The sequence below is a fragment of the Streptomyces sp. NPDC094147 genome (assembly GCF_044764265.1).
Taxonomy (GTDB): Bacteria; Actinomycetota; Actinomycetes; order Streptomycetales; family Streptomycetaceae; genus Streptomyces.
Genome location: NZ_JBIWHT010000036.1, coordinates 19,929 through 43,121 on the forward strand (window position 1 = coordinate 19,929; position 23,193 = coordinate 43,121).

Consider the following 23,193-nt stretch of genomic DNA (forward strand, 5'->3'; position numbering starts at 1 on the left):
CTGGCGGTGCTGCGGGGCAGGCTCTGCGATCGCCCGGAACGCGGTGGCAGCCGCAGGGCGGCCGCAGACAGGGAGCGGTAGGCCATGCCCCGCTCGGCGACGAGTGCGCGCAGACACGCGGCCAGCTGGGCGGGGGTGTTGGCCTGGGTGGGATCGGCCGACGGACCGGGAGCCGGAGCGGGAGACGAGTTCGCCACGGGCATCCGCCCTGTCTGAGTCTCTGGGTCTTCACCACGAGTTGTACTCCCGGGCGCGGAGCGATGTCCGGGGCCGTCCCGGAAACCACTCGATCGGGTGGCACACGCCACGGGCCGATGCCCGCCCGAGGGAGCCCGTTGTGGCTGCGACCGCGCCGTCCCGTACGGAACGCCGCTGCTCGTGGACGTGTCCGGGACTGTCCGGCCCGTGGCCGGAGTGCCGCGTCCGTTGCTGCACTGGACGGGCGGGGCCGGCCCTGGCCCCGCAGGACCTGGGCGGACGGCGCCACATGGGCCGCCGCCGATGCAGCAAGGAGAACAACGATGCCCACGAAGTCGAGGATGGCCGCACTCGCGCTGCCCGCCGCCCTGATCGGCGCGCTCACGCTCGCCCCGCCCGCCGGCGCCGGCCGGCAGCCAGCCCCCGAGGCGGCCGCCGCGTGCGGCGCTGTGTGCTCGATCGGGGCGAACGGGCCCGGTCATGACGCCTGCCCGAAGGGCTACTTCTGCCTGTGGAGGGGTTCACCCAGACCGGGCAGGGCGTCGCCATGCGGGACGCGGTGAAGCGCCCCGAGGACCTGCCGGGCTACGTCCAGGACACCTACCTGCACGCGTCGTCGTGGGAGAACAACGGCCAGTACAACCAGTCGGACGTGCCCGACGAGGTATGGATCTGCACCGGCCGCGGCTGGACAGGCGACCACACCTGTGTACCCAACGACGAAGGCCGCAGTGGCGTACCCGCCCACGGCGACCTGCCCGGTCCATACGCCGGCGGTGCCCGGTCGCACATCTGGAAGTACCACTGCAACCAGTGACGCCCGGCCCCGTCCTGGCAACGCCCGTTGCAGGGATGCGAGGCGGCGGGGAGCCGCTGCCGACGGCCGGATGGCTGGTCCGGGCAGGTCGGTCCTGTACCGGGCCATGTCCATCGGGGCGTTCGGCCCGGCCGAAACGGACGATCGCCCTACGATGAAAAGCGGCACCCAGAGGCTGCCGGGTGCCGTGTGGCCCTTCGACGCGCAGGCCGGTGAACCCATGGACAATGCAGCGGTGAGCCTGCCCGACGTGGTCGCAGAGCAGGGTGATCTGGGCCGGGTGTGGGACCAGTCGCAGTCCGGCGCCCGCCGTGGGGTGCGGCCTCCCTCTGTTGCGGTGACCAGGTACGACCGGGTGTGGGAGACCGTTACAGGCCTGTTCAGGGGGGCCGTGGGCGAGGTGGCGAGTCTGGACGATCCCGCTCGTGTGCTGGCGTTCAACGGCGGCCTGCCGCAACGGGTCATGGCACGGTGCGGCGACTTCCAGCGCGATGCGCTGGAGCGGGGGGTGGACATCGTCCAGATCACCTCGCAGGAGGGATTCGCGCAGAACCCGGCGATCGGCTGTATTCAGTGGGGCAGTGGCGGCAAGGCCCGGCTGGTCGAGCAGGTTCCCTACAAGCTGCTGCTGTTCGACCGGCGGCTGGCCGTCCTGCCGTTGGACGGCTGGATCCTCAGCAACGGCATCCTTCTGATCCGTGACCCGGCGGTGGTCAACGCTCTTTCCGGTGTCCACCGCAGCCTGTGGCAGTCCGGCAACCGTATCGATGACGGATTCGAGGGCCCTCCCGCGCATCTGTCCGGCGTCCTCAAGACGCTTCTGACCGAGCCCAGCGACGAAGCCGCCTGCCAGCGGCTCGGTCTCACCGGCCGCACCTACAGTCGCCGCGTGGCCGAACTGCTCGCCCTGCTCGGTGTCGCCAGCCGGTTCCAGGCCGGCGCCGCCGCGGCCCGCCGCGGGTGGCTGTAGAGGGCCCCCTCCATCCCGGCGTGGTTGACGGCTCAACCGGTGGCACCTACTCGCCACTGGCTGTAGCTGGACGGAGTCGGACCGTAGCGTCGTGTGTGGCCGGTGACATCGGCTCTCAGCCCCGGAACTCCCGTGCCGAAGCACCCCGGAAGGAACCCCTCTATGCAAGGACGCACCATCTCAGCCGTCTTGCTCGCCACGGCAGCCCTTGCGTTGCCGTCCAGCCAGACGGCCCACGCCGCCCAAACGCCCAGCCGGACCACGGCGGCACTGAAATGCCCGCAGGACTACTTCTGCATCGCCAACTCCACGGCCTAGGCCAACTACCTGTACCGGGACGCCTTCTCCAGCCCGCAGTACAACCGGACCGCCGACCGAGGCATCCCGATCGCGACCGTGGCCACCAACCACACCCGGTTCGCCGTCCGCACGAAGGGCAAGTCGGGTGCCACCTGGTGCCTCAGCCCGGGTGAGAGCCACCGCTACGCAGCCGGCTTCGTCGAGCTCTGGGTCTACCCGTCGAGCACCTGCCCGCCCAGGTGAGGGGGGCGACCCGTCTGGTCTCCCGGGCGGGCCGCGGCGGTGAGCGTCGGCACGGTGCGGAGTGCTGCTCGCCTCAATCGCCCGTGGTTGCAGGCGACTTCAACCCTGCGGGAATGCCTGGTCCAGTGCTGTCAGGAGTTCATGCCCGGTCTTGCGAAGGGCAGCCTCGTCCGTCCCCTGCTCCTCCTGCCGGTCGAGGGCGGCCTTCACGGTGATGGCGTACGCGAAGATGTCGCCCAGCGGCGGACGGTCAAGGGCCATTGCCCCGCTCTCCTCGGTCACCAGGCTCATGAGCTCCCCACTCATGCGACGCAGCGCGGTCGTGACCAGGGCGCGGTCGTCCGTGGCACTCCCGGCGCATCGCTCCAGGACGGCGCGCATCGTGGCGGCGAGTTCGTCACCGCCCGCGGGGCGCGGCGGTGTGGGGAGGATCTGACGCAACGGGGCGCGGGCCGGGCGGGGTTGCCATTCGCGGGGGCAGCCGAGCGAGACCTCTTCGAAGCGGACGCCGTCGCGGTGCATGACGCGGGGGATGTGCAGATGACCGTAGACGACGGTGACGGCCCGGAACCGTGTGTGCCAGTCCGCGGTGAGTTCGGTACCGCACCACTGGGCGAAGTCGGGGTGGTGCAGGACATCGGTCGGCTCCCGGGTCAGGGGAAAGTGATTGACCAGGATCGTGCGTTGGTCCGGGGAGAGCGCCGACAGCCGCTGCTCGGTGGCGGCAAGACGGGCATGGCACCAGGCGTCCGCGCCGGGATAGGGGTCGGGGTGCAGGAAGTACTCGTCCTTGCAGACCACCTTGGCCGCGTGGGCCAGGCGCAGCGACTCTTCCTTGGTTGTGGCGCCGGGGACGCGGAACGAGTAGTCGTAGAGCAGGAAGAGCGGAGCCACCGTCACCGGGCCGCCATCGCCCTGCCACACCGGATACGGATCCTCGGGGGTGACGACACCGAGCCGGCGGCACAGGTCGACCAGGTGCAGATAGCGCTCCACGCCGCGGAGGTCCACCGGGTCTTCGGGCGGCGTCCACAGCTCGTGGTTGCCGGGCGCCCAGACGACCTTCGCGAACCGGTCACTGAGCAGGGTCAACGCCCACTCGATCTCCGCAAGGCTTTCCGCGACGTCGCCCGCCACGATCAGCCAGTCCTCGTCCGAGCGCGGCCACAGCGACTCGGTCACGGCCCGGTTCTCCGCGTACTCGACGTGCAGATCGCTGATGGCGTACAGCGTGCCTTTCGCCACTGTGTCCCTTCCCCGGGTCTCATGTGCCATGACGGCGACGGCCCAGCGCATCCTGCCGGGCAGTCCTGGACCCGTCAATGCCGCTCTGCTCGATCACTGACTGATCCACCGGACGTGGGCGCGGCGAGCCAGCCGTTCGGGAGGGGGAAGAAGCGGTCGAAGGCTTCGAGTGCTGTGGGAATCTCGTCAGCAGGGCTGCTGGAGTACTTCGTCATCCACTCGAACTCCTTCTCCTTCCTGTGGTTGAGGTCGAACCCGCCCCGGGGAAGCGCGGGTCCTGATGCGGCTGGATGCGTTTGCTCTCCTGGCGTTCAGGGGGAGGTCTACGCTGAGCAGCACGGACCCTGGGCCCGAACACCCGGTTGCGGGGAGGCAGTTCTGGCAGCGCCGCCGGACGCCGATGCCGGGGAGCAGCCACCGCCCCGACCGCCCGCCGAAGACTCCGCCTTCGCCGAAGAAGCCCGTGGAGCCGCCCCGTCCGAAGGCGGCGCCAGGCCCGGTCCCGTGTTGGTGCGGCCGCGGCTGGCGGTGCGGATTGCGAGCCGGCGGGCGGTGAACTGGATGCTGGAGAACGCCCCGTGTGACGAATCCTGTGGTGATCACTGAGCGTTTTCCAACCTCGCGGTCGGCACCGCGAGGTTGGAAAACGCTCACTCATGATCAACATCTCAAACACGCCTTAGCGACCCCAATGCACCTGGAGTGCGCCCTCACGGCTCTTGTGGCAGGCCTCGCGGTGAGTCGCGGAGTTCGGTGAAGGGGGCGTGAGCGCTTCGCGCACGGTGGAGCACAGCCCTTCTCCTCTCACCGCGCCTTCTCCAGCCTGGTGGCCGCCGTAGGGGAGCCTCACCGAAGCAGGGTGTTACTGATTGACGGGCGCCGCAGCCCGGCACTGACAATCCGTCCGGCACGTTGGACGGCGTTCGCCATCTTGGTGATGTCCTGCGAGGGCGCGGTCATGGCGCAGACCGCTCCGACGATGTCGCCGTGTTGGGCGGTCACAGGCGCGGCTACGCAGCACACCCCCGTGATCAGCTCCTCCCGGTCCAGGCACACCCCCGTTTCCCGGATCGTGGAAGACTCGCGCGACCAGGACGCGGGCAGAGAGCTCAGAGGCGCCTCGGGCGGGGAGAATGCCACCAGAACCTTGCCTGCGGCGGTGTGCCACGGCCAGCTTGCGCCCGAGCGGACCGGGGCCAGGTGGTCCACCATGCCTGGAACACCGAAGGCGGCCAGGGTCCGCCCCTCTCGCAGCACACAGATCGCGACCGAGGCGTCCGTGGCGGCTGCCAGCTGCCGGATCGGGGTGTCCGCCGCGGCGCGCAGTCGTGGATGTGGCTGCCACCCCAGGCCGAGACGAAACAGCCGAGAACCTATCCGGTAGCGGCAGCCACGATGCTCAACCGCGCCCAGCTCGGCCAGCTGCTCCAGGAGCCGGTACGCCGTGGCCTTGGGCAGTCCGCTGCTGGCCGACAGTGCTGTGAGTCCGGCTTCCTCCGCCTCCCCGAGAGCTTCCAGCAACGCAAAGGCGCCGTCCAGCACTCCGCGCCCGCGAGACGGCCGTTCACCTGCGATTTCTGCCGTGGAGCCGACCATCCGACGTCTCCTTTAATTCAGCGTTGGAAGCAATTTCACCAGGCGGGGCTAAACGCGTGATAAATGTCCGGCCCGGCAGCGGAACTGGAAATTATCAATTCCGGATGTGTTCGATATTCATCTCTGGTGAGTCTGGTTCTGCTGCGGCAGGAGAGGGTGAACCGACGGTTCTGGCGTGTGTGGATTGAGTGGCTGGTGTGAACGGTCCGTTCAATGGACCGTGATTCGCCCTGCCGGTGAGGCTTCGCTAGGCTGGGCGCCGCTTCGATTCTCGGTATTACGAACCGCAGATCGGGCCAGAAAATATGCCCCTGCGGATGAATGCTGTACGTGAATGCGGATCGCCGCATCCGGCACGCGAAGACGTACCTGGAGAACGGTTCGGCGATGGCGTCACCATCTCGACCGAAAGAGGTCCTTGCGATAAATGCATGCCGCACGACTGCGCCTGGCGAACAAGGAGTGATTCATGTCGAGCCGAGTGGCTACCATCTCCGGTGGTCCGAACGTCATCGTCTGGGACATCACCTATGCTTGTCCGCTGAGATGTACGCACTGTTATTCCGAATCGGGACGGCGCGCTTCCAGGCAGCTCTCCCTCGTGGACATGTTGCGGGTCACGGAGGCAATGCTGTCGTTGCATCCGGCAGCCATCGTTCTCGCTGGCGGCGAGCCCCTGGTGGTGAAAGGCCTGCAGGAGGTTGTCGACTGCATGGTCGACGGCGGCGTGGAGACCCACCTCTACACCGGTGGATGGTCCGTGCGCCGGTCAGTGGTCGAGGACGTACTGGCGAAATGCGCAGGGGTCAGCGTGAGCGTCGATGGCGCGACGGCCGAGGTCCATGACGCGGTCCGCGGCCGGGTGGGCTCCTTCGACCGTGCCATGGCCACCCTGGCGCTGCTCGACCGGTGGGCCGTCCGCCAGCGGGCCCGTCATGCCAAGCCATGCACATTCGCGCTGGATGCCACCATCGTACGCAGCAGCTTCGGCCAACTGGAGTTGTTCTGCACCGATATTGTTCCGCGGTTTCCGGAACTGCATCAGCTGTCCTTCGGTGCGGCCATGCCGATCGGGCTTGCCAGCCGGTCCGGATTTGCCGAGCATGAACTCCTCACCGATGAGCAGGCCGACCTCCTGGTCGATATCAAGCACATCGAATGGCTGCGCTCCCTCGTGCCGCCATCGGTCCACATCTCGGTCACCGATAATCGCTTGCTGCGCTACCACCCCGACCTCCTCGCCCAAGGCCGCATCCCCGCGATGCAGGTGGAACCGGACGGCCGAGTACGGGCGATGGCGATATACGAGGGCACCGTGGGCAGCCTGCTCACGGATCCTCCGATGGACCTGTGGAAGCGCTCGGTTGCGAGGTGGAGTGACCCATTCGTGATCGAAACCCTTTCGTCCGTGTACACGATGAAGGACTGGGCTGCGGCGACTCGCCGACTCGACTACCGCTTCGGCACGGACGACGACCGTGCTCGTATCGACGCCCGTCCGCCCGCACTTCCTCAAGCCCTTCCTGCTGGATGAACACGCAATGCTCGGCGGGAAGCAGTTCATTCGTTGCGATGCTGAAAGGGGGTGTATTCGCATGGAATTCGACGTGACCGCCCTGCAGGTCCTGGAGGAGCCCGAGCCCGAGCTCGGCCTGTTCCCGTGCTGCGGCACCTGCTGAGTGCCACCTGTCCGGCCCGCTTCCCACATCGAGCGCGCGTGGGGGTGGGCCGGACTCCCCTGTCAGCGACGGCCACGGAGGAGCGATGTCTTACCTTCATTTGCGGCATGTTCGGCTCGCGCCTGCGCCCGCAGCGGCCAAGGCCGTCGCGACAGCCGTTGCGGTGGGTGCGGGGCTGCTGCTTCCAGTGGCGCTGGCCCGTGTGGTCGACCGGACACTGGCGGGCGGTGACACCGATCCGGTGCTGCTTGTGTTCGCCGGGCTGTTGCTGCTGCGCATGGTGGCCGAGGCAGGCGGTGAGATAGCGGGGGTCTCGGCAGAGACCTCGGTACTCGGTCGGCTGCGGTACCGGCTGGTGCGGCAGGTGTTCATGCTGGGCGTGCCCGGATCCTGGCGCCATGCGCTCGGCGACCTGATCGCTCGCCTGAGCGGAAACGCCGCCGCGGCGGCCAAGGCGGTGCCCTATCTGATCGAGGCTGCAGTGGAGATCCTGGCTGCGGTCTGCGGGGTGGTGGCCCTGTGCTGGATCGACTGGCAGGCCGGCCTCACCTTCCTGATCACCGCGGCCCCCCTGGCGTTCGCGATTCGGCGGCTCGCCCGGCGGTCCTCCAGCGCGTTCGCCGACTACCTCGTTCAACTCTCCGCCATCGCAGCCCGGTTGGCCGATGCGGTGTCCGGGAGCAGGACCATTCGCGCCTGCGGAACCGGACGCCGGGAAGTCGCGCGAGTCCTGTCTCCGCTGCCGGAGCTGGCGCGATCGGGAATGGCCACCTGGCAGGTCCGGCGCGCTGTCTCCTGGCAGGTGGCGTTCGCTCAGACCGCCATCAGGGTCCTCGTCCTGCTGGTCGCGGGGATGGGTGTCGCCGACGGCCGGATCTCCCCGGGCGCCTTCTTCGCGCTGACCCTCTACCTCACCGTCGCTCTGGGGTTTGTCCAGCAGGTGGACACCTTGCTCTTCCTGGCCGACGCGCGGGCCGGCGCCGCCCGCGTCCAGGAGCTGCTGGCAGAGCGGCCACCGGTCGGCGGAGGGACGGCCCAACTTCCCGCCGGACGGGGCGAGGTGTCCTTCCGCGGCGTCTCGATCCGTCACGGCGACCGGACCGTACTGGATGCCGTCAGCCTGGACGTACCGGCCGGCGCCGTTCTGGCGGTGGTGGGCCCGTCGGGTAGTGGCAAGACCGCTCTCGCGCTGCTCGCGGGCGGGCTGATCGACCCCGATGAGGGTGAGGTGCTGCTGGAGGGCGTCCCGCTGCGTGCCCTGGACCCTGGCGCCGTCCGCGCCGCCGTGGGGTACGCCTTCGACCGCCCGGTTCTGCTCGGCGACACCATCGGTGACGCCATCGGCTTCGGGAACCAGGCGAGGGACAAGGCCGAACGCGCGGCCGGGATCGCCCAGGCCGAGGACTTCATCCGTCGGCTCCCGGACGGTTTCGAGACCAGGCTCGACCAAGCTCCGCTCTCCGGCGGGGAGTTGCAGCGGCTGGGGCTGGCCCGGGCGATCGCCCATCAAGGGCGCGTGCTGATTCTGGACGACGCCACTTCCAGTCTGGACACCGTCACCGAGGCCAAACTGGCTGCTGCGTTCATGGAAGGTCTGGCCGGCCGCACCCGGCTGGTGATCGCGCACCGTGCTCTCACGGCGGCGCGGGCCGACCTGGTGGCCTGGCTCGATCAGGGACGTATCCAAGCAGTTGCGCCCCATCACACCCTGTGGGCCGCCGAGCCCCGGTACCGCGCCGTCTTCGGGAACGCTGGGTGAACCGGGCCGGGCACACGCTGCTGCTGAGTGTGCTCCGCCGACGGCGGGGAACCTTGGCGCGGATCTTGGTCTGGTCCGTCATCGAGACCGTTCCCGTCGGAGCTTCGGGGCTGCTGATCTCCACGGCGATCGACCACTTCCTGTCACACGACGTGCTGCCCGCCGCCGGGGCACTCACCGCGCTGCTGGTGGCTGCGCTGGTCGGGGCGATGGCCACACGTCGGCTCTTCCCCTGGATGGCCGCGGTCATCGAACCGGTGCGGGACGCGTTCGTCATCGCGCTGGTGGAGGGGGTACTGGCCGACGCCGTGAACTCGGCCCGCCCGCCTGACCTGGCCTCCGTCGCCCGGCTCACCGAACAGGTGCAGACCGTCCGGGAAGTCCTGCACGCCCTGCTCCGCATCATCCGCCAGATCGTCTTCGCCTCGGTGGCCGCGCTGGTGGGCCTGAGCCTGCTCGCCCCGCTGGTCGCCTTGATCAGCGGCGGGCTCGTGCTGGCGGCGACGGCGCTGTTCGCCATGCTCTTGCCCGGCCTGGCCGCGCGCCACAAGGCGGTGCTGCTCGCCGAGGAGGAAGTGGCCCAGCGGGCGGGCACCGCTTTCCGCGGGGTCCGCGACGCGATCGCCTGCGCGGGCGAGCACCGGGTCATCGCAGACGTCGACCGGGCCGTGGACGAACAGCGGCGACGAGCCCGTGCGCTGGCCAGGGCGACCGCCGCACGGACGCTGGTGGTCTTCATCGGAGGCCAGCTGCCGGTGATCGTCCTGTTGGCTTCCGCTCCTTCACTGCTGAACCACGGCTACCTGAGCCTCGGCGAGCTGGCTGGCGCGGTCACCTATCTGACGGTCGGTCTGGAACCTGCGCTGCGCAAGATGCTGGAGGTCGTGGCCACTTGGGGACTGGAGATGGCGGTGAGCATCAACCGACTCGGGGAGGGGTTCGCCGAGCCTGCCGGGACACCGGGCGCAAACCCCGCCCCGGACGCCTACGACCTGGAGGTCGACGGCCTCACCTTCGCCTACGGGCCGCACGCCACTCCGGTCGTCCAGGACCTCGACTGCACCGTGCCGGAGGGGGGCCACCTGGTGATCGTCGGCCCCAGCGGAATCGGAAAGTCCACGCTGGCCGGGCTGCTCACCGGGCTGCTGACGGCGCAGCGTGGACGGGTGCTGCTCGGCGGCGCCGACATTGGCGGCGTCGACCAGCGCGAACTGCGAAGATTCGTGGCCCTGATACCGCAAGAGGCGTACGTCTTCGCCGGCACATTCCGGGAAAACCTGACCTACTTGGCGCCCCGGGCCACCGAGGCCGAGATCACCGAGGCCTTGGTGTCGGTCGGGCTGCGGCCGGTGACCGACCGGCTGGGCGGGATCGACACCCGGGTCGGCGTGGGCGGCGCCCAGCTCTCGCAGGGGGAGCTGCAACTTGTCGCGCTGGCCCGGGTGTACCTCTCGCCCGCCCGGCTGGTGATCCTCGATGAGGCCACCTCCGGGCTCGATCAGGAAGCCGAGGCGAAGGCCGAGGCCGCATTCGCCCGACGACCCGGAACGCTGATCGTCATCGCGCACCGGATCAGCTCCGCCCGCCGCGGAGACCAAGTGCTCCTGCTGGATGGGGACACCGCTCGCTTCGGTACTCATGACCAGTTGGCCGCCGCGTCCGCGCTCTATGCCGACCTGGTCGGCAACTGGGACCACGAGCGTGGCTGTCCGCTCACGTATTCCGGCAACAAGGGAGAACAGGATGCTGATTGCTGACCGTCCTGGCTACATTCTGTGGGACATCACCTACAACTGTCCGCTGCGCTGTGTGCATTGCTACTCCGAATCGGGCAGGCGACAGTCACGGCAACTGGGCCTGGAGGACAACCTCCGTGTCGCGGACGCGATCATCTCGCTCGCCCCGGACAGCGTCGGGCTGGGGGGTGGCGAAGCCCTGGTGGTGCCGGGGATCTTCGAGATCATCGAACGGATCACGAGTGCCGGGATCGGGGTGTACCTCTACACCGGAGGATGGCCGCTGCGGGAGCGAACGATGGAAGAGATCCTGCGGTTGCGGCCTCAGGTGCACATGAGTGTCGACGGGGCGACAGCGGAGGTCCATGACCGGATTCGCGGTCGGGCCGGGTCGTTCGACCGTGCCATGAAGGCGCTGCAGCTGCTGGACGATGCATCGTGCGAGGCACGGCGACGCGGTGAACCACCGCTGATGTTCGGAATCGACAGCACGGTCCTCCGGAGCAGCTTCGGCCAGCTGGAACGGTTCTGTACCGAAGTGACCCCCCGCTTCCCAGAAATGAGCTTCCTCTACCTCAGCGCGGTGGTGCCCTCCGGGCTCGCCAGCCGTCAGAGCTTCGTGGAGCAGGAACTGCTCAGCGACGAGCAGGCCGCCTGGCTGGCCTCGCCCGAACTCGCCGAGCACCTGAAGTCCCTGGCACCTCCCTCACTGGACCTGGCCCTGTCCGACAACTGGGGCACGAGTATGCACCCCGACCGGATCGAGGCAGGAAACTTCTTCGCCGCGATGGCCGTGGAACCGGACGGAGCCGTGCGGGCGATGTGCATCTACGAGGGCGTGGTGGGCAACATCCTCGAGGACGACCCGCGACTGCTCTGGAAGCGCTCGGTCGCACGCTGGCACGACCCGTTCGTGGTGGAAACCCTCGAACCGGTCCGCACCATGCAGGGGTGGGCCGAGGCCGCCCGCCGGATCGACCGGCGCTTCGGCACCGATGACGACCGGGCCCGTATCGACCGGCGCCCGGAGCTTTCCGCAGCACCGTCGATCCGAGGACGATCATGACCGTCGACGATCCGCTGCTCATCGACTGCGCCCAAGCGGCACTCGCCCGCCACGACGGCCTCGGCTGGCAGGCCAAGCCGGACACGTTCTGGTGCTACGTCGAGCCCCCGGGCGGGCGTTCGGTCCGACAGGGATGGAAGCTGCACCTCTCCGCGACCCCGTTGTCCGCACCCCTGGTGCTGGCTAGAGCCGCGGACGTGCTGCTGCGCCGGACCTGCCCGTTCAAGTTTGCGAAAACCCTTGCACAGGTCGAAGAGCTCGGCTCCCGGCTGTGCAACCGGGGTGCGGGTGGCAAGTTCCTCACCGCGTACCCCGAGTGCGACCAGGACGAGCTCGGGGAGCTGGCCGAAGAACTGCACCGGGCGACCGCCGGCCTGCCCGGGCCGGTGATCCTCTCGGACCGGCCCTACCGGCTGGGCAGTCTGGTGCATTACCGGTTCGGGGTGTTCACCGGAGTGCCGATGCTGGCCAACGACGGCAGTTACGAGGCCATGTTGATCGCCCCGGACGGCCGTCTGGTGCCCGACCGGCGCAAGGCGTGGTTCTCCCCGCCCTCATGGGCTTCGCCCGATCCCTTCCGCCCCATGGCCGAAGCCGCCCCGGCGGCGCCCAAACCCGTGCTGCTAGACGGCCGTTACCTCGTGCGGAAAGTCATCCGCCACGCCTTCACCGGAGGCGTCTTCCTGGGCTCCGATCAGAAGACCGGGGCCGAGGTCGTCATCAAGCAGGCACGGGCACACACCGGAGTGGGACCGGACGGGCAGGACACCCGAGACCGGCGACGGCACGAGGCGGAACTGCTGGCACGGTTCGCCCCCTCGGGACGAACCCCGCACCCCATCGCCGTCTTCGAGCAACAGGGCGACCTGTTCCTGGTACAGAAATCACTGCCGGGAGTCACCTTGCGCCAGTGGGTACGCGAGAACCTCGAACCGGACGACGGCGGGGCGTGGGGCGGGCCAGTCTCCCAACTGCGCGACATCGCCTGCGAACTCGTGGACCTTCTGCGGCTGGTGCAGGACAGCGGTTTTGTCACCCAGGACTTCAACCCCAACAACGTCATGATCCTGGAGAACAGGGAGCTGCGCCTGATCGACCTAGAGCAGCTCGCTGAGCCCGGCACCCAGGTCAAGCGCTCCCACACCCCGGCCTATGCCGCACCGGAGCGGCTCGGCGCACCGCCGTTCGGGCTCGCCCCCGCACCTTCCGCCGGCCTGTACAGCCTGGGAGCCACCTTGTTCTACCTGGTCAGTGGCGCCGACCCGGCACTCGCCCCGGACGAACCGCAGGAGCGAACCACTGCCGATCGCATCGCCCACTGGCTCCAGCGGATTGCCCCGCGCAATGCCGCGGCGCGGCTGATGGCACCGATCATCGTCGCCCTCATGGATGCGGTTCCGCAGCGACGCCCCGGTCTCGACGCCCTGCACGCCCTCCTCGTCCGAGAGGAAGAACCCGAGACGCCCCCCGCTGCCGGCCGGATCGGCGACCACGACCTGGACCGTCTGATCTCCGACGGATTCGCTCACCTGCTGGACACCATGGACCCGGCAAACGACCAGCGCCTGTGGCCATCAGGACGCAATGAGGCGGGGACCGATCCGCTGAACGTCCAACACGGCAGCGCCGGCGTACTCGGCGCACTGATTCGCGGCTGCCAGGGCGAGCCGGCACTCGTGGAAGGCGTCCAGGTGGCGGCTGACTGGACAGCGCGCCGCGTCGGACGCGAACCACGCGCGCTGCCCGGCCTGTATTTCGGCCGTTCCGGAACGGCCTGGGCACTGCTGGAAGCCGGCCAGCTCCTCGCCGACGAACGGCTTCGCCGCACGGCAACGGACCTTGCCCAACGGGTGCCCGTCCGTTGGCCGAATCCAGATGTCTGTCATGGGGTTGCCGGAGCGGGCCTCGCCCAGCTGCGATTCTGGGAGGCAACCGGAGGGGAACAGTTCCTGGCCCGGTCGCGGGCCGCGGCCGACGCGCTCGCCACGGCCACCGAACGCCGCGACGGCCAGGTGAGATGGCCAATCGCCGCTGACTTCGCCTCGGCCCTGGCGGGCGTCGTCCACTACGGCTTCGCCCACGGGGTGGCCGGCGTGGGCACGTTCCTGCTCGCAGCGAGCAACGCGGCCGACGAGCCCCGCTATGCGGAGCTCGCCATCGCCGCCGCGGACACCCTGGGCTCCCTCGTACGGTTCGATCGGGGCGCCGCGTACTGGCCCAGCGACGACAAGGGCGGACTCCTGAAGACCAACTGGTGCAGCGGCTCCTCTGGGATCGGTAGCTTCCTGATCCGGATGTGGCAGAACTGCGGCGAGGACCGGCACGCCGACCTTGCCATCCAGGCGGCCATCGCCGTCCGCCGCTCCCGCTGGCACATGGGAACCTGCCAGTGCCACGGCCTGGCCGGGGACGGCGACTTCCTGCTGGACCTGGCCGAGCTCCTGGACGACAAGCGCTATCGAGAGTGGGCGGCGGAGCTCGCGGAGAGCATCCAACCCCGTACCGCCCTGCGCCACGGCCGCCTGGTCCTGCCCGACGAAACGGGCACTTCGGTGTCGGCGGGCTTCAGTACCGGCCTCAGCGGTGTGCTGACCTTCCTCACCCGCCTGCGCGACGGCGGCTCCCGGCTCTGGCTACCCAGATCCCTCACGGCCGGGCCGCGGCCCGAGGAGGCTGCCGCGCCTGGTCGCTGTGGGTGAAAGCCCGTCATCCCGAAGGAGCCTGCGCGAGCGTGCCCTTCGGGTGGTCGCCGGGATCGATTGCCCTTGAGGGTGGCCATGGCGCGTTCGCCGGGGCAGCGGATCTTGGCGTGGGTGGTGTTGTGGCGGCGCTGCCATTGTTTGAGCCGGCGGCCCCGGAAGGGCACCCGGACGGGGCCGCCGGCTCCTTGGTACGCCTAATGCGGCACTAGCCTCGCGCTTTCATGAAGCGTGCTGTCCGGCAGGTGATCAGGGAGGCAGAAAGTGCCTCTGACCAGTGAGAGTGAGGATTGCTGAGGTCCTTGCTCCCGCCCCTGTCGGAGGCACTTTTCAGGTGAAGCAGCCAATCGGGTCCTATCCCCATGTCCTTGTCCGGAATGACGGCCGGGCCGTGGTCTCGCAGGCCGGTTCGGTCCTGCTGGTCGAAACGGTCCACAAGGCCGGCCTTGACCAAGCCATATCCGCAGCAGCCTGATCGAACGCCAGGTCAGACAAGCCCTTGGCCCCGAACAGACGATGGCTGGCCTCTACCCGGACAACCGCAGGGTGCGACCCACCGGCCGAATGGTCCTCGACCACCTGAGCGAACTCACCCCGCGGATCGGCAACGTCACCGACCCGCCCACCGCCCAGATCACCCGCGGCGTCCAACTCCACCTCCTCGACCTCCTCGGCATCGAAGTGACCCAAACCCGCTGGCCAATGACCTGAATCGGTGACCTGCGAGTACGGGGCTAGCCGATCCGGCGGCGCCGGGCGTAGGCGATCGTGAGGACGGCGACCAGCGGTCCCCAGGCGAGCAGCGGCGCGTAGCAGATGTCCATGATCACGCCCGCCGTGCCGTGCGGGAAGTCGGGGTGGTCCAGCGGCCCCTTCGGCACCAGCGTGACCGCCGCGCACAGCCCCGTCACCGCGACGGCACCCACGGCGGCCGGTATGACCGCCATCAAGGGCGGGATGCGGCGGCCGCCCAACCGCGGCACCCAGCCCGGGACCCGCTCGCCCCAAGGCTTCACCAGGCCCAGCGTCAGGCAGGCGGCCGCCTGTGAAGCCACCGAGAGGATCAGCACGTAGACCATGATCGACGTCCCCGTGTACAGCGAACCGAGCCGGCCGGTGAAGCCGACATCGACTCCGAAACCGAGCGAGAGTCGCCACACGCACGAGGGCACCGTGCAGAGCACGGTCGCCCAGGCCGCCCACACTGCCCAGCGCGGGGCGGCGATCTGGGCGTTAGACGACGAGAACTGACTGGCCATCACGGGCTCCGGTGAGGTGAGGTGGACCGACTCCTTGACGATGTCACCAGCCGGCAGGCACGGGCGTCATCCGGCCGGCCCGACCACCTCCCTCGCGCGGGGGACTCACCCCTCAGCCCCAGACATCCGCTAGCACCGAGGCCGTGGGTGTGTCGTCCCAGTGGGTGTGAGTTGCAGCGCCTGGTCCTCGCCGCCGTCGACCCGTACATCGACCGCCAGGTGCTCGCCCGGCAGGCCGCCCGCGAACAGGAGCAGCGCCGCGCCCTGGCCGCCTTTCTCGACGGCTGGGGCGCGGCGGGTGGGACAACGGGCTGGCGCGGACCGGGATCTGCTGCGGGGCCCCTTCGGGGGGTGACTCCGAAGGGGCCCGCGGAAAGCGTCGGGCTCGGCTGCGCCGCCGACCTCAGCGAGTGAATGCGTTGTTGAACTGGCCGCAGATGGTGCCCAGAGTGTCGGAGAGACCGAGCACACTGAGCGGGGTGTTGGCCTCGGCCCCCGCCTGCGGGCTGCACTCCTGGTAGGGACGGTAGTGGTCGGTCTGGTGCACGCCTTCGTTGGCGGAGGCGGTACCGGTGCTGGCGCCGGCGGCGGCCAGACCGCCGGCCGCCACTGCTGCTGCGATCATGGCCTGCTGGAACTTACGCATGGAACCCTCGGTCCTCCATTGCCTGTACGGCAGGGCTGATTTTCTTATCGTTACTGGTTGGACACCAGCAGTAACGACGGGCTGTCCCAGACGTCGCGCCCATCTCGCCGAATGACTCTTCCTGGAACCTGGCGGCGGCCAGCCACCGCCACACGGTCCGCTCCGACTTTCCCAACGCTTGGGCGACCAGGTGTACATGCGCGGCCGTCAGTTCCCGACGGCCGTCGAGGTCCAGCAGCCGAGGTATCGCCGCCGCCCGCCCGATCTTTGCCATGCCCCTCCGGCATGTGCCGTCCCTCCTTGCACCCGGTGGCTGGCACTGATGCGAACAACTCCAGTGCATTGCTCACCGGGGCCGTGGCATGGGCGGGCGGATCGGGGGCAGTCGAGGTTTTGGAGGACTGCTGTGAACCCTCGCGGTCACCACACCGCCCAGGGGAACTCCCGTCCCCTGGGGGACAGGCGAGGGAGTGCGTCCCGCGGGTGAGGGGGGGCCGGTCCCGCGGGACGCACGCGGTCATCGTCGCTGTCGCCGGCATCCACCGCCCCGGTCACGGTGGGCACCGACTCCATTTCCAGGACGTCCCCCGGGCGGCACGTCCACGGCCGCGGGGGAGCCACGGCCGCAGGCAGTGTCACCGGCCGGGGCACCGCACACGCGCTGCATCAGGTGTACACCCGCACGCCGCCCACCGGCACAGGCCGGGAAGCCCCAGCCTCCGCCAATCCACACCATCCCCGTCAGCGACCGCCCCGGCCACCGACGGGATGCGCTCTCACCAGCTGGTCAAACCGGTGTCGATGCCGTCGAGTTCGGTGCGACAGGAGCGGGTGCTTGGGCCCTTCGTGGTGGCGCGGCTCTCCATGCCCGCGTCAAAAGCCTGCGACAGCCGTACGCGAAGCCGACACCGTGATGACGACGCGTCGCCCCGCCAAGCGAACGGCAACCAACGCCGGGGAGCGGGCCGTCCCGGCGGGAGGCCTCTCGCCCGGCCCCGTTCCATGGTTGGCTCGTGGCGGCGCAATTGGCCCCCTTCGCGCTCAACCCGTTGGTCGGCACCCGATGTTGAAGGGACCACGCTGTGAAGATCTTCATCTCTTCCGACATGGAGGGCACGGCAGGGGGCGTCGACTGGGACCAGTGCAGGCCCACGGGCGCCGAGTACGGTCATTTCCGCGGCCTGCTCCGAGGCGAGGTGAACGCTGCGATCGAGGGCGCGCGGGGCGTCGGCGCGAGTGAGTTCCTCGTGAACGATTCGCACTCGGTGATGGCCAACCTCCGCCCGGACGCGCTCGTCGGCCGTGCCCGCTACCTGTCCGGCCGGCACAAGCCGCTGTACATGGTGCAGGGCCTCGACGCCTCGTTCGACGGGGTCTTCTTCGTCTCGTATCACGGGTCGATGTCCGGTCGGGCCTCCACGCTGTCGCACGCCTACAACCCGAAGGCGATCGCCGGCGTCCGGCTCAACGGCGTGCCCGCGGGGGAGAGCGGCATCAACGCGCTGGGTCGCGCTCGGGCACCGGGTGCCGGTGGTGCTGATCACGGGTGACGGGATCACGGCCGAGGAGATCGAGCCGTTCTGCCCCGGCATTCGTGCCGCCGTGGTGAAGTCCTCGGTGTCGCGCTTCGCCGCCGACAGCATGCACCCGGACCAGGCCCGTGAGGTGATCCGGGACGCCGCCCACGAGGCGGTCCAGAGCCTGCCGCACGCAGCAGTGCCCGCGATCGAACTCCCCGCCACGCTCACCGTCCGGTTCCGCAACGCGGACCTGGCCGAGATGGCGACGTGGATCAAGGGCGGTACGCGACGACGAGTTGACCGTCCACCTCACCGACGCCGACCCGATCCGCCTGTACCGCAGCTTCGTCGCCGTGGTCATGCTCACCCGGGCCATCGCCGAGTAGCCACGACGATGCAGGCGGCCGGGGGCGGCGTGCTGTCGTGGCCTGATCCCTTGAGCGCCGCGACGACCCTGGCCTCATCGAAGCTCACCGCTGATCCCCGGTAGCCCGGGTGCCGTCGTCATGACCCCCGTCTGTGAGAACTGTGCTGCGTGTGTGCGGCCAACGGCGGGTGCGCGGTGATGGAGCACCATCTCGCCGATGCCAGTCTCGGAGCAGAGGCCGGTCGGGCGAAGGCCACGCCTCCCGCCTGTAATCCGGCAAAGCGAACAGGCAAGCCTCAACTACCCCAATGGAGCACTGCAGTTGAGCGGCCCGGTCCTGTGGCCGTGGTCAATGAGTGGTCAAGATCAGCCCATGCATTTCCGTTTACTGGTTCAGGTGCAGGCTAATTCCCGTCCATTCGCGAGTAATGACCCACCGTACATTTACCTGCTCTGGCCCTGTTCTGTCCGTCCTGTTCACGGTCCCGTAACGAGTTGAGCGGACGAACCCCGGGCCGAGCCCGTTGACCGGTGCTCATCAACTCTGCTTTGCTTCCGCCCGGCGAACGGTGCCACCACAGCCCGTGGTGACAGTTCGTTAGACAAATGGGGTTCGCGTTTCGGTCCGGGGGCTTGCTTCCCTGTCTGCGGAGAGAGCAATTCCCCGCGGAACGGCTACCGCACGCCCAGGGAAATCCCCTGTGCGATCGCGGTGTTGCTTTCCGCTGCTCTCTTCATGCGGATGGTTCGGCGGGGTGGCGAGTGTCTGGTTCGGGGCGTGGCCCGGTATGCCGTCCGCCGCTGTCCAGCCGAGCGGTCACGGCCGTCGACCGACGCGCGGTGACCGGTACGAGAGAGGCACCCCCACCCATGGGTATCCCCCATATATCAAGAGCCGCGCAGCGGACCGCCCTGACCGGGCTCGTCTCGCTCGCCTTCGCCACCACCGGCCTGGTCGCGGCCGGTTCGTCCCAGGCCCAGACCGCCGCGAGCACCGGCGCGTCGGCCTCGGCCACTCCGCACGTGAAGCGGCTCTGCTCGCAGCCCATCAAGCACCGGGTGATGGCCTGCAAGGCGCTCGCCCGCACCGACGTCGTCCAGCCCCATGCGCTCACGGTCAACGCGGTGTCGCCGCTCGCCGTGCCGTCCGGCTACGGCCCGTCCGACCTGCTGAGCGCCTACAACCTGCCCGCGAACGGCGGTGCCGGTGCGACGATCGCGATCGTCGACGCCCAGGACGACCCCAACGCCGAGTCCGACCTGGCCGCCTACCGCAGCCAGTACGGCCTGCCCGCCTGCACCGCGGCCAACGGCTGCTTCAGCAAGATCGACCAGAACGGCGGCACCAACTACCCGGCCGCAGACGCCGGTTGGGCGGGCGAGATCTCCCTGGACCTGGACATGGTCTCGGCGATCGCCCCCAACGCCCACATCCTGCTGGTCGAGTCCAGCACGGCCAACATGAGCGACCTGGGCACCGCGGTCAATACCGCCGTGGCCCAGGGAGCCAAGTACGTGTCCAACAGCTACGGCGGCTCCGAGGACTCCTCAGACCTGACCGCGGACAACCAGTACTTCAAGCACCCCGGTGTCGCGATCACCGTCTCGGCGGGCGACTCCGCGTACGGCGCCGAGTACCCGGCGGCCTCCCAGTACGTGACCTCGGTCGGCGGCACCGCCCTGAAGCGGGACTCCAGCGCTCGTGGCTGGTCCGAGTCGGTGTGGCACACCAACAGCACCGAGGGCACCGGCTCCGGCTGCTCGGCGTACGACCCCAAGCCCAGCTGGCAGACCGACAGCGGCTGCTCGAAGCGCGCCATCTCCGACGTGTCGGCCGTCGCCGACCCGGCCACCGGTGTCGCGGTATACGACAGCTACCAGGCCAGCGGCTGGAACGTGTACGGCGGCACCAGCGCCTCCGCACCGATCATCGCCGGCGTCTACGCACTGGCCGGCACGCCCGGCACCGGCGACTACCCGTCGAAGTACCCCTACGCGCACACCAGCGCACTCAACGACGTCACCACGGGCAACAACGGCACCTGCTCGCCCAGCTACCTGTGCACCGCCGGCCCCGGCTACGACGGCCCGACCGGCCTCGGCACCCCGAACGGCACCACGGCCTTCGCCACCGGTGGCAGCACCGGCGGCGGCAGCGCGCTGAGCAACGGCACCTTCGAGGCGGGCACCCTGAGCGGCTGGACCTCCACCGGCTCCGCCGCCGCCAGCACCGCCGCCGCCCACACCGGCAGCTACGGCGCCCTGGTCGGCTCGTCCAGCCCGACCAACACCTCCTCCATCGCCCAGACCTTCACCGCGCCGACCGGCAGCTCCAAGGTCTCCTTCGCCTACGACGTGACCTGCCCCGACACCGTCACCTACGACTGGGCCACCGCCACTCTGAAGGACAACACGACCGGCACCACCACGACGGTCCTGCCCAAGACCTGCACCAACGGCGCCGGTTGGAAGACCGCCTCCGGCTCCCTGACCGCGGGCCACAGCTACACCCTCACGCTCACCAACAAGGACGACAACTACGTGGGTGACGAGACGTACACGTACTACGACGACGTGACTGTCTCCTGACACCAGACCGACGTGTGACGTCACCGGCACGCATCCGAACCCCTCTCCCACCGAACAGAACCTGGGGGAGGGGTTCGGGCGTGTCAGCGACTCCGCGCGGATGCGGGACGGCGGTTGTGACGTGGATGGGCCCGGAGGGCTCTCGCGACCGCGTGAGAGCCAGTGCGATCGGGTTGGGTCGCCGTTCCCTCCGGGCCCGCCCCGATGCTGCCCGGCGGATCCCGGATCACGCGGGCCGGTACGGGTGTTCACCCCGCCGGGTGAGGCTTGATGCCGCGTGGGCCGGGCAGCGGTTTCCGTCCGGCTGGTCCTGGGACGTGCAAGGGTCCCGGGGCGTCGGCCTGCCCCGGGACCCTGTCACTTCATCTGATCGCCTGGTCAACGACCGCCCGTCATCCTGGTCGCCCCACCCAGTTATGTCCAGTACGTCCCGGGTTTGGCGAGTTGGGTGGGCGGGTTTTGGGGCCGCGGGGGAGCGACTGGAGCGACTGTGGGGTGGGGGACCCTGGCCGGGCGGGTCGGGGTCCCCCGGTGGCGGGGCAGGGCCTGGGGGGGGGACACGGTTCCTTCTGTCTGTCCTGCCCGCTGGGTGGGACGCGGGTTGTCCGGGTCCGTGGGGCAGCCACTCACGGCGGGGCGCGGTGCGGTGATACTCCAGGATGGCTGTGTGAAGAGGAACTGTCCTGGATGCCAGGCGTTGCGGGAGAAGGCGGCCCGGCCGCACGTGGATCTCGCTGATCTCCTTGAGCAGGTTGCCTTGCATGAGACGTCAGCGCAGTGCGGGGAGGAGAAGCCGGCCGTGAAGCGGCCGGACCGGTAAATCCGGCGGTTGCCGGAGTGTCCGGGGCGCGTGTTCCGTCAGTGACCATGCTGGTGGGCCACCCGTCCCGGATGCGGCCATCCTGATGGCCCGAACCCCGTGCGTCCCGGACGGGGTTCGGCGGTCACCGGATGGCCCTGCGCGGCCGGGTCGGGGATGTGGAGGGGCTGGTGGCGTGGTAGGCAGGGTGGGTGTGCTCGTGGCCCGCTGACAGGTCGAGCCGCGGCGCCCACCGCGCTGTGCTGCCCGGTATGCCGGCCGGGCGGCACAGCGCATTCCGTCCGGCCGGTGCCCGGAGCGCAAGGGTCCCGGGGCTGTCTCCTGGGCCCCCGGGACCCTACGTGCGCTTCTCCGCCAGGTCAACGAGACCCCGCAGCCCAGGTCACCCCGCTTCCCCCGCCCAGTCGAGTCCGAGTTCGGCGAGTTGGGCGAGCTGTTCGCCGTTCAGCTTGTCGCGGCGGGTTTTCTGGTGGGAGACCCACCCCGAGCCGTACATCGTGGTCCTGGCCGTCGGTGGTGATCTGTTCGGTGTGGATGCGGGACGGCGGCTGGGATGTCGATGGTCCCGGATGGCTCTGCGCAATCGGCTCAGGGGCGTGGAGGGGGTGGTGGCGTGGTAGGCAGGTGGTGCGCCCGTGGTTTGGGCCGCGGGCGCACCACCGCGCTGTGCTGGCCGATATGCCACCCGGGTGGCACAGCGAATTCCGTCCGGCCGGGGGCTCGGACGCGCACAGGTCCCGGGGCCTGACGACACAGCCCCGGGACCTTTCGTGCTTCTTGAACTCTGGCCCCGGTTCAACGACTCTCCTCAGCCCAGGTCACCCGACTTCCTACGCCCAGCCCATCCCGAGCCCGGCGAGCAGTGCGAGCTGCTCACCGCTCAACTGGTCGCGGCGCATCTTCTGGTTGGAGACCCACACCCCGAGCCGTACGTCGTACGCAGCCATCGTTGATGCCGCCCGCACGCCCGCTCCCAAACGTGCACAGCCAGTGACAGCGCGCCGCCGCACGGATCAGCAGCGAGGCACGCCACGCCGGGCCGGGCAACCTGAGGCAGGCGCCTGGCCGCGCATCCGTCATTGGGAGCACTCGGTTCAGTTGAGTGCGGAGGGTTTCCCCGGCGGTACGGTGTCCGGATGTGCACGGGTCCCGGGGCTGTCTCCTCAGGTCCCGGGACCTTTCGTGCTTCTTTGCCAGGTCAACGACTCTCCGCAGCCCCAGTCACCTGGCTTTCTACGTCCGGTCCATCCCGGGCTCGGCGCGCTGCTCACCGTTCAACCGGTCGCGGCGGCTTTTCTGGTGGGAGACCCATACCCCGGGCCGTATGTCGTGGTCCTGGCCGTCGGCAGCTCGCCGCCTCACCGGCGAGTCCACCCCCACCTGGCTGGCGAGGTGCATGAAACCCCATCGACCTTGCCCCCTGGGATGAAGCACCAGGAGAAAACGACCTTTAGCGAGATCCATCAGGCCATGGGCATGGTGAACCTCGCAGCCGGCGAGTGGTTCGAACCGTTCGACACGGACACTGCCCGCTATCCCGCCCGCGGGTTCCGCCACTGACAACGCACACTCCGACACAACAGATGTGCTCCATATGGGTGAGAGCTGCATGTTTATTCGACTATCTGCCAATACCCTCTTTGTGGCCTTGTAGGGGGAATCCTTCCGGCTGATCCCCGGGTGC

Annotated in this window: 21 protein-coding genes and 3 pseudogenes; 16 read left to right on the plus strand and 8 right to left on the minus strand. The window is 69.2% G+C overall.

The window, feature by feature from the left end; genetic code table 11:
* Positions 1-709: 709 nt before the first annotated feature.
* The 3 genes from ACIQ8J_RS31645 (at position 710) to ACIQ8J_RS31655 (ending at position 2,528) form a co-directional block, all read left to right on the plus strand.
* Positions 710-1,015 (plus strand): hypothetical protein, encoded by a 306-nt coding sequence (locus ACIQ8J_RS31645; RefSeq protein ID WP_403276252.1) that lies wholly within the window; start codon positions 710-712, stop codon positions 1,013-1,015.
* A gap of 106 nt (positions 1,016-1,121) precedes the next feature.
* Positions 1,122-1,985: a DNA-binding response regulator gene (locus ACIQ8J_RS31650; RefSeq protein ID WP_403608027.1), complete on the plus strand. Its 864-nt coding sequence runs from the start codon at positions 1,122-1,124 to the stop codon at positions 1,983-1,985.
* Between the two features lie 396 nt (positions 1,986-2,381).
* Positions 2,382-2,528 carry a hypothetical protein gene (locus tag ACIQ8J_RS31655; protein WP_403276247.1) on the plus strand — a complete coding sequence of 49 codons (147 nt, stop codon included), beginning with the start codon at positions 2,382-2,384 and terminating at the stop codon, positions 2,526-2,528.
* A gap of 405 nt (positions 2,529-2,933) precedes the next feature.
* Here ACIQ8J_RS31655 and ACIQ8J_RS31660 read toward each other — a convergent pair.
* The 3 genes and pseudogenes from ACIQ8J_RS31660 to ACIQ8J_RS31670 all read right to left on the minus strand — a co-directional run.
* Positions 2,934-3,803 (minus strand): annotated as a pseudogene (locus ACIQ8J_RS31660) (metallophosphoesterase family protein); the annotation flags it as partial.
* Between the two features lie 44 nt (positions 3,804-3,847).
* On the minus strand, positions 3,848-3,988 hold the full coding sequence (locus tag ACIQ8J_RS31665; protein ID WP_403276246.1) for a hypothetical protein: 141 nt from the start codon (positions 3,986-3,988) through the stop codon (positions 3,848-3,850).
* Positions 3,989-4,619: 631 nt separating this feature from the next.
* Positions 4,620-5,369 (minus strand): IclR family transcriptional regulator, encoded by a 750-nt coding sequence (locus tag ACIQ8J_RS31670; RefSeq protein ID WP_403276245.1) that lies wholly within the window; start codon positions 5,367-5,369, stop codon positions 4,620-4,622.
* Positions 5,370-5,838: 469 nt separating this feature from the next.
* Between ACIQ8J_RS31670 and ACIQ8J_RS31675 the strand changes: the two genes are divergently transcribed.
* The 6 genes from ACIQ8J_RS31675 (at position 5,839) to lanL (ending at position 14,308) form a co-directional block, all read left to right on the plus strand.
* Complete coding sequence (locus ACIQ8J_RS31675; RefSeq protein ID WP_403276244.1) at positions 5,839-6,903, plus strand: radical SAM protein; 1,065 nt, start codon at positions 5,839-5,841, stop codon at positions 6,901-6,903.
* A gap of 61 nt (positions 6,904-6,964) precedes the next feature.
* The gene (locus ACIQ8J_RS31680) at positions 6,965-7,048 is read left to right on the plus strand and encodes an ALQxL family class IV lanthipeptide (protein ID WP_223279873.1); all 84 of its coding nucleotides are present in this window, start codon (positions 6,965-6,967) and stop codon (positions 7,046-7,048) included.
* Positions 7,049-7,133: 85 nt separating this feature from the next.
* Complete coding sequence (locus ACIQ8J_RS31685; protein WP_403276242.1) at positions 7,134-8,807, plus strand: ABC transporter ATP-binding protein; 1,674 nt, start codon at positions 7,134-7,136, stop codon at positions 8,805-8,807.
* Positions 8,808-8,860: 53 nt separating this feature from the next.
* A complete protein-coding gene (locus ACIQ8J_RS31690) occupies positions 8,861-10,564 on the plus strand; it encodes an ATP-binding cassette domain-containing protein (protein ID WP_403276241.1) in 1,704 nt (567 codons plus the stop codon).
* Entirely contained in the window at positions 10,551-11,609 is a 1,059-nt protein-coding gene (locus tag ACIQ8J_RS31695) for a radical SAM protein (RefSeq protein ID WP_403608029.1), read from the plus strand. The genes ACIQ8J_RS31690 and ACIQ8J_RS31695 overlap by 14 nt, the downstream gene beginning before the upstream one ends.
* Positions 11,606-14,308: a class IV lanthionine synthetase LanL gene (gene lanL, locus ACIQ8J_RS31700; RefSeq protein ID WP_403276238.1), complete on the plus strand. Its 2,703-nt coding sequence runs from the start codon at positions 11,606-11,608 to the stop codon at positions 14,306-14,308. The genes ACIQ8J_RS31695 and lanL overlap by 4 nt, the downstream gene beginning before the upstream one ends.
* A gap of 62 nt (positions 14,309-14,370) precedes the next feature.
* Here the strand turns inward: lanL and ACIQ8J_RS31705 are convergent.
* Positions 14,371-14,505 (minus strand): annotated as a pseudogene (locus ACIQ8J_RS31705) (IS5/IS1182 family transposase); the annotation flags it as partial.
* Positions 14,506-14,642: 137 nt separating this feature from the next.
* Here ACIQ8J_RS31705 and ACIQ8J_RS31710 point away from each other — a divergent pair.
* Together ACIQ8J_RS31710 and ACIQ8J_RS31715 are read left to right on the plus strand one after the other, a co-directional pair.
* A pseudogene (locus ACIQ8J_RS31710) lies at positions 14,643-14,777 on the plus strand (IS1380 family transposase); the annotation flags it as partial.
* A 77-nt stretch (positions 14,778-14,854) separates the two neighbouring features.
* Positions 14,855-15,019 carry a hypothetical protein gene (locus tag ACIQ8J_RS31715; RefSeq protein WP_403608031.1) on the plus strand — a complete coding sequence of 55 codons (165 nt, stop codon included), beginning with the start codon at positions 14,855-14,857 and terminating at the stop codon, positions 15,017-15,019.
* Positions 15,020-15,042: 23 nt separating this feature from the next.
* Here the strand turns inward: ACIQ8J_RS31715 and ACIQ8J_RS31720 are convergent, their stop codons facing one another.
* The gene (locus tag ACIQ8J_RS31720) at positions 15,043-15,567 is read right to left on the minus strand and encodes a hypothetical protein (protein ID WP_403276236.1); all 525 of its coding nucleotides are present in this window, start codon (positions 15,565-15,567) and stop codon (positions 15,043-15,045) included.
* Positions 15,568-15,738: 171 nt separating this feature from the next.
* On the opposite strand from ACIQ8J_RS31720, the gene ACIQ8J_RS31725 reads away from it, so the two are divergent.
* Positions 15,739-15,981: a hypothetical protein gene (locus ACIQ8J_RS31725; protein WP_403276234.1), complete on the plus strand. Its 243-nt coding sequence runs from the start codon at positions 15,739-15,741 to the stop codon at positions 15,979-15,981.
* On the opposite strand, the gene ACIQ8J_RS31730 is transcribed toward ACIQ8J_RS31725, so the two are convergent.
* A complete protein-coding gene (locus ACIQ8J_RS31730; RefSeq protein ID WP_403276233.1) occupies positions 15,971-16,213 on the minus strand; it encodes a hypothetical protein in 243 nt (80 codons plus the stop codon). The genes ACIQ8J_RS31725 and ACIQ8J_RS31730 overlap by 11 nt on opposite strands.
* Positions 16,214-17,295: 1,082 nt before the next feature.
* Here ACIQ8J_RS31730 and ACIQ8J_RS31735 point away from each other — a divergent pair.
* The 3 genes from ACIQ8J_RS31735 to ACIQ8J_RS31745 all read left to right on the plus strand — a co-directional run bounded on the left by ACIQ8J_RS31735 (position 17,296) and on the right by ACIQ8J_RS31745 (position 20,689).
* A complete protein-coding gene (locus ACIQ8J_RS31735; protein ID WP_403276232.1) occupies positions 17,296-17,763 on the plus strand; it encodes a M55 family metallopeptidase in 468 nt (155 codons plus the stop codon).
* On the plus strand, positions 17,744-18,223 hold the full coding sequence (locus ACIQ8J_RS31740; protein WP_403276230.1) for a M55 family metallopeptidase: 480 nt from the start codon (positions 17,744-17,746) through the stop codon (positions 18,221-18,223). Before ACIQ8J_RS31735 ends, ACIQ8J_RS31740 begins: the two co-directional genes overlap by 20 nt.
* 747 nt (positions 18,224-18,970) lie before the next feature.
* Complete coding sequence (locus ACIQ8J_RS31745) at positions 18,971-20,689, plus strand: hypothetical protein (RefSeq protein WP_403276229.1); 1,719 nt, start codon at positions 18,971-18,973, stop codon at positions 20,687-20,689.
* Positions 20,690-21,891: 1,202 nt separating this feature from the next.
* Here the strand turns inward: ACIQ8J_RS31745 and ACIQ8J_RS31750 are convergent.
* Positions 21,892-22,005 (minus strand): helicase, encoded by a 114-nt coding sequence (locus tag ACIQ8J_RS31750; protein ID WP_403276228.1) that lies wholly within the window; start codon positions 22,003-22,005, stop codon positions 21,892-21,894.
* Between the two features lie 334 nt (positions 22,006-22,339).
* Positions 22,340-22,474: a helicase associated domain-containing protein gene (locus ACIQ8J_RS31755; protein ID WP_403276226.1), complete on the minus strand. Its 135-nt coding sequence runs from the start codon at positions 22,472-22,474 to the stop codon at positions 22,340-22,342.
* 460 nt (positions 22,475-22,934) lie between these two features.
* Here ACIQ8J_RS31755 and ACIQ8J_RS31760 point away from each other — a divergent pair, with 460 nt between their 5' ends.
* Positions 22,935-23,069: a hypothetical protein gene (locus tag ACIQ8J_RS31760; protein ID WP_403276225.1), complete on the plus strand. Its 135-nt coding sequence runs from the start codon at positions 22,935-22,937 to the stop codon at positions 23,067-23,069.
* Positions 23,070-23,193 lie beyond the last annotated feature (124 nt).